The 5,251-nt window shown below is 67.4% G+C and carries 5 protein-coding genes; 1 reads left to right on the forward strand and 4 read right to left on the reverse strand.

The window, feature by feature from the left end; translation table 11 throughout:
• Position 1 precedes the first annotated feature (1 nt).
• Positions 2 to 529, forward strand: a complete 528-nt coding sequence (locus JMF90_RS22885; protein WP_236598023.1) for a YigZ family protein — start codon at positions 2 to 4, stop codon at positions 527 to 529.
• 78 nt (positions 530 to 607) lie between these two features.
• On the opposite strand, the gene ppk2 is transcribed toward JMF90_RS22885, so the two are convergent.
• The 4 genes from ppk2 to JMF90_RS22905 all read right to left on the reverse strand — a co-directional run bounded on the left by ppk2 (position 608) and on the right by JMF90_RS22905 (position 5,216).
• The gene (ppk2, locus tag JMF90_RS22890) at positions 608 to 1,558 is read right to left on the reverse strand and encodes a polyphosphate kinase 2 (protein ID WP_011547877.1); all 951 of its coding nucleotides are present in this window, start codon (positions 1,556 to 1,558) and stop codon (positions 608 to 610) included.
• An 87-nt stretch (positions 1,559 to 1,645) separates the two neighbouring features.
• Positions 1,646 to 3,040: an OmpW family protein gene (locus JMF90_RS22895; protein WP_011547878.1), complete on the reverse strand. Its 1,395-nt coding sequence runs from the start codon at positions 3,038 to 3,040 to the stop codon at positions 1,646 to 1,648.
• Positions 3,041 to 3,044: 4 nt separating this feature from the next.
• Positions 3,045 to 4,340: an HlyD family secretion protein gene (locus JMF90_RS22900; protein ID WP_011547879.1), complete on the reverse strand. Its 1,296-nt coding sequence runs from the start codon at positions 4,338 to 4,340 to the stop codon at positions 3,045 to 3,047.
• Between the two features lie 12 nt (positions 4,341 to 4,352).
• A complete protein-coding gene (locus JMF90_RS22905; protein WP_201325460.1) occupies positions 4,353 to 5,216 on the reverse strand; it encodes a hypothetical protein in 864 nt (287 codons plus the stop codon).
• Positions 5,217 to 5,251 lie beyond the last annotated feature (35 nt).

Raw genomic sequence — 5,251 nt, forward strand, 5'->3', positions numbered from 1 at the left:
CATCGCGTACGCGGTTCCCGTCGAGGACCGCGATGCCGCGATGCAGGTGCTGCAGCGCCTGCGCGACGAGCATCCGGCGGCCACCCACGTGTGCTGGGCGCTGCTGGCGGGCGGCCAGTCGGGTATGTCGGACGACGGCGAGCCGTCGGGCACGGCGGGCCGGCCGATCCTCGAAGTGCTGCGTCATCACGACCTCGACGGCGTGCTCGGCGCGGTCGTGCGTTACTACGGCGGCGTGAAACTCGGCGCGGGCGGGCTGGTGCGCGCGTACACGGATGCGATCGCGTCGGCGCTGCTCGATGCCGAGCGCGTCGAGCGCATTCGGCACACGCGGCTCGCGATCGAGATCGGCTACCCGGAAGAGGCACGCGTGCGCCGCTGGATCGAACAGGCGGGTTACGCGCTAGTGGACAGCGCGTACGGGATGACGGTAAAGCTCGTGATCAAGCTGCCCGAAGCCGCCGAAGCCGCGGCAAGGGCCGAACTGTTCGACCTGACGCAAGGACGCTCCGGCTTCCCCGACCTGTGATTGGATTCGCTCGATAGAAGACCGCGCGCCGCGTTGCACGGCGCGCCTCCCCTGGCCGGTCCAGCCGCCCCGAACCGCTCAATACACGTCCGGCACGATCATGTTGTCGGGCACCGGCCGGCGAATGTAATCCTCGTGATGCTCGCGCTGCGGCAGGTCGATCGTCGGGCGCGGCACCTCGTGATACGGCACCTGGCCGAGCAGATGGTGAATGCAGTTCAGCCGCGCGCGCTTCTTGTCGACGGCCTGCACGACCCACCACGGCGCCTCCGGAATATGCGTGCGCTGCAGCATCTCTTCCTTCGCGGCCGTATAAGCCTCCCAGCGGCGGCGGCTTTCGAGGTCCATCGGGCTCAGCTTCCACTGCTTCAGCGGGTCCTCGATCCGGCTCTGGAAGCGCAGTTCCTGCTCGTGGTCGGTGATCGAGAACCAGTACTTGACGATCTGGATGCCGCTGCGCACGAGCATCTTCTCGAACTCGGGCACCGATCGGAAAAATTCCTCGTACTCGTCGTCGGTACAGAAATTCATCACGCGCTCGACCCCCGCACGGTTGTACCAGCTGCGGTCGAACAGCACGATCTCGCCGCCTGCCGGCAGATGCGCGACATAGCGCTGGAAATACCATTGCGTGCGCTCGCGGTTGTTCGGCGCCGGCAGCGCGGCCACCCGGCACACGCGCGGGTTCAGGCGCTGCGTGATGCGCTTGATCGCACCGCCCTTGCCGGCCGCATCGCGCCCCTCGAACAGGACGACGAGCCGGTGCCCGGTGTTCACGACCCAGTCCTGCAGCTTCACGAGTTCGCCCTGCAAGCGGAACAACTCGCGGAAATACGCCTTACGCGCCTCGCGACGCTCGGGCGAGAACAGCACGTCCTCACCATTGTCGAAGCGGCGGTCGTCGAGTTCCATCTCGAGCTCTTCGTCGTAGGCGTCGACGAGATCTTCCTCGAAACGGCGCTGGCGCTCCTCCATCGAGCGCGTCTCGGTGCGGTTGTCGGTCTCGGTGCGGGTATCGTTGTCGCCCATGGGGCCTCCTTCCATCATTGACGCAGCCAAACTCGATCATTATCCCAGCGTCGCGCGTCAAATTCATGAAAATGGCCGGCTACGCCGTCAGAAGCGGAAGTTCAGCAGGACGGTGGCCAGCACCGGGTTCGCCGAAATATCGAACGTATTCGACGCCAGCAGGCGGTTCGGCTGGTTGATGTCGAGCGTGATCCGGGTGCGCAGCGGGATGTAGGTCACCATCCCGGTGAGCCAGAACCGGCGCGTGATCTGGTAGCTCGCGCCAACGGTGAACACCGGCTCCCAGACGCTCTTCACCTTCGCCGACACATTGGTCCGCCCCGACAGCAGCAGGTCGCCGCCGGCATCCCAGATCCGCTGGAACAGCGCCGGATCGAGCAGCAGCGACTGCAGGCTGCCGATGTCCGCGCCGGCCGCGAGCAGCCCGCCGAGCGATGCGAGCTTGCGCTGGAACACGGGGTTCAGGTTCGTGTTCGTGAAACGCGTGTAGCTGACGCCGATGCCCGCGAACGGACGGAAACGGTCGTCGCGCTCGCCGAGGTAGTACTTGAACACGACCGAGCCGAGCCAGGCCCGCGTGGTCGCGAGCGGATTGCTTTGCGTGTTGCCGAGATCGATCAGCGGAAAGCGCCCGTGGACGCCGGCAAAGATGCGGTCGAGCGGCAGCGCGATGCTGCCGTGCCCGCGCAACGTCAGCACCGGCGGAATGCCGGCGCCCAGTTCGGCGGCCCAGTGCTCCGAGACGAAATGCGTGAACGTGAACGCCAGCGTGTTCGTATTGCTGAGTGACAGGCTCGAACCCGCGTTCTGGAAACTGTTCAGGCCGAGCGCGTCGGTGCGCGTCGTCACGGGCGTCGAGCGTCCGGTCGTCCCGACGAAGTGCCAGCCGAGGCCGACCATGTTGCGGTCGTCGCCCATCAGTTGCTCGAGCAAGGGCGGCGCCTGCGCGGCCGGCAGATCGGGCAGCCGCGATGGATCGACCGGATGCAGTTCGTACGGCATCCGGTCGGCATGGACGACGCCGCGCGCCGCTGCGTCGCCGGCCGGTGCATCGTGCGTGGCGGCCGGATCGCAGCCGCCGCCGGTACGGCCGTCGTCGAAGCCGATGCCGTCCGCGCCCGCGTCGCCGGCGGCCTCGCAGGCGCGCGCTGCCGCGCCGGTTCGCTGCCCGAGCGTGATCTTGCGGGCGGTCAGCGGAATGGTATCGGGTTGCCGCTCGTCGCCCGAAGCTTCGTTGCGTGCGCCGCGCGCCGGCCCCGCATCGGTCATCCATGCGCTCGCATCGAAGCCAGCCGCATCGCCGCCCGGCCAGAAGCCGATCCCGTCGGCGCCGGCCTGCCAGCGCGGTGGGGCGTCGCCGTCGGGCTGCGGCGCGGCGTGCGCGGCGGCCGCGCATGCGAACAGCGTCGCGCCGAGCCAGCGCGACAGCGGACGCACGGTGCCCGGCCGCGCGCGGGGGCGGCGGGTGTCGCGATTGCCCATCGGCTCAGGCCGGCACGCCGAACAGGCGCTGGCGAATCCGGTACAACGGCTCGAACAGCCATTCGAGCAGGCTGCGACGCTCCAGCACGATGTCCGCCTTCAGCATCATCCCGGCCCGCAGCGACAACGGCCGACCATCGAACGACGGCGTGCGGTCGGCGAGTTCGACCCAGGTCTTGAAGTAGGTCTGCGGCACGGCCGCATCGCCGGGCAGGTTCAGTTCCTTCGCCGAGAACGCGACGGGCGAGATCGACAGCACCTTGCCGCGATAGGTGCCGAATTTCTCCACCGGATAGCTTGCGTACGCAACCTTCACCTCCTGCCCCTTCTTCACGAAGCCGGCCTTCGACGACGGAATGTAGACCTCGGCGATCAGTCCGTCCGCCTTCGCGGGCAGGATCTCGACGACACGCGTGCCGGGCGGATCGATCACGCCGCCCTGCACGACGTCGAGCCGCACGATCTGCCCGTCGGCCGGCGCGTACAGCACCTGGTTCACGTTCTCGTCGATGTTGTATTCCTTCGCGTTCAGCTCCTCCTGCTTGATCTTCAGTTCCGCGTTCGCGCCGTCGTACTTGCTCTGCATCGTGTCGAGATCGCCGCGCAGCTTCATCGCGTTCTTCGCGAGTTCGGCGCGGCGCAGCAGCAGGTCCTGGTACGCCTGGCCGGCCTGCAGGTATTGCGTGTTGACCTGGTTGTACTGTTCGAGCGTCACGACCTGTTCGTCGAGCAACTGCTTCACGCGCGCGCGCCGTTCGCCATACTCGTCGACGATGCGCTTCTGGTCCTGGATCTGCCGGTCGATCAGCCCGCGGCTCTCGCCCTGCGCGGCGATCTGCTGATTGATCTGCTGCACCGACGACCGGTATTCGAGCCGCGCCGCATCGATCTGCTGCGTCACCTCGACGCGCTGCCGGTCGAGCGCCGCGCGCATCCCCTGCACGTTGTTCGCCTGGCTGACGAAGCTCGTGTCGCGCGTCACCGCGAGCAGGCGCTGGCCGGCCTTCACGTGCTGATCCTTGCCGACGTAGACGTCGCGCACCGCCCAGCCCGGCGGCGCACCGACGCCGATCAGCCCCGAGCGCGGCGTCAGCATCCCCGACACGCTCTCGGTGTTCGCGTAGCTCAGCTCGACGAGCGCGGTCACGAACATCGCGAACATCGCCAGCGACAGGTAGCAGAAGAACCGCATCGACACCGGCACGTCCACGACGCCGTGAATCACGGTGCCGAAGGTCGTGCCGCGCGCGAGCTTGCGCGACGGCTTCTGTTCTCGGAGGGCGGAATTCCAGGTCGGCATGGGGCGGGCTCGTCAGGAGCGACGCCGCGCGGCCGCATCGAGCAGCGGCGTCGGCATCAGGTAAGGCGTGAAGTGTTCCCAGAAATGCCACTGCTCGGGCTGGCGCACGAGCGCCTGCTCGAGACGGTCGACGATGCGCTGGTGCGTCGCGCGCACGGGCGACGCGTCGTCGTCGGTACCGAGCATCGGTGCAAGCGGGCTGGCCGCGAGCTCGGTGAAATGCACCGCGCATCGATCGCGGAACGGCACGCCGGTCGCATACGCGACGAGCAGCGGAATGCCCTGCTCGACCGCGAGCTTCACGCCGCCGCCGGCCATCCGCACCCAGCGCCCGCCGAGCCGACAGCGATTGGTCTTGCCGAACTTGCCGTGCAAGTCGGAGAACAGCAGAAACACGGGCGCCTCGCGCCGCAGGCTCGTGATCAGCCGCCGCAGATGCACGCGCTCCTCGATGTCGATGAATTCGACTTCGCCGGCGCCGTACTCGGCGACGAGCCGCAGCGCATCGTCGAAGAACGCGCCCGGCGCGTCGCGGTGCAGGATCACCATCAGCTTGCGGTCGTCGGGAATCATGAAGCGCAGCTTCGTGACGAACAGCATCAGGTTGCCGAAGTGCAGCCCGGCGAGCATCAGCGGGCCGCCGCGTGCGAGTGCCGCGCGCAACTGGTCGTCGCCTTCGCATGCCATCCCGTCGATCATCGTTTTCATCGATGCGAGGCTGTGCGTGCGCAGCTTGAGCCCCGCGAATTCGGCCTCGAACAACTCGCGCACGATCGCGGCCGACACTTCGCGCACGCGCCGCGGATCGTCGTTCAGGTGCGCGCTCAACATGTAAGCGACCGCGCGCTCGATCGACTCGCGGATGCACGGTCGTATAACTTCGTATAATGTATGCTATACGAAGTTATTAC

It is taken from the genome of Burkholderia sp. E168m23 (assembly GCF_016586125.1).
Taxonomy (GTDB): Bacteria; Pseudomonadota; Gammaproteobacteria; order Burkholderiales; family Burkholderiaceae; genus Burkholderia; species Burkholderia orbicola.